General features: G+C 76.1%; 1 pseudogene. It reads right to left on the bottom strand.

Annotated features, from left to right (window positions below):
- Nucleotides 1-102 precede the first annotated feature (102 nt).
- Nucleotides 103-708, bottom strand: a pseudogene (locus JGS39_RS39875) (1-acyl-sn-glycerol-3-phosphate acyltransferase); the annotation flags it as partial.

The following is a 708-nucleotide window of genomic DNA, read 5'->3' on the forward strand; positions in this document are numbered from 1 at the left end:
CCCCGCGGGGTGCCGCCCTCCCGGCACCCCGCCTCCCACTCCGCCTCCCGACCGGTTCCCCTGCCGGCCGGGAGGCGGTTTCCATGTGCGGGGTCCCGCGGTTCAGCCCCAGCCGTTCACGATCAAGGCGAGCCCCGCCGCGAACCCGCCGCCCAGCAGCACCAGGTAGCGGCCGTACTGGCGGCGGTGGCGTCGCATCAGGAGGCCGAAGCCCGCGAAGGCGAGGCCCACCGTCAGGGTGCGTGAGCCACGGGCCGCCGCCGACGCGGCGAGCCAGTCCGGCGCGTGGACTCCGGCGCGGCCCGCCTCGGCGCCGTACACCTTGAACGGGACGCCGTTCCACGGCTGGTGGCGCACCGCGGACGCACCCTCCAGGGCCAGTTCGTGCCGGACCTCCGCCCGCATCCGGTCCGTCGTCAGCGGCGCGGGCAGGTGAACGCCGGCCGACGCCAGGTGCAGCGCCAGCAGACCGCCCGCCAGGCTGCCGGCCAGTGCGCCCAGCGACATCTTCGGAGCCGCCCGAGGCACCGCCACACACACCGCGCCCAGCAGCAGTTCGGGCATCAGCGGCCAGCTCAGCGCCTCCGCGAACGCCCAGCAGAACGCCAGCGGTACACCCCAGCGCGAGGTGACGACAGCCGCCACCCGGCGTCGCGTCGCGGAGTCCCTCAGCGGCTCGCCGACCGTACGGGCGTGCAGGGCCACCAC

Source organism: Streptomyces poriferorum (assembly GCF_019399235.1).
Taxonomy (GTDB): Bacteria; Actinomycetota; Actinomycetes; order Streptomycetales; family Streptomycetaceae; genus Streptomyces; species Streptomyces poriferorum.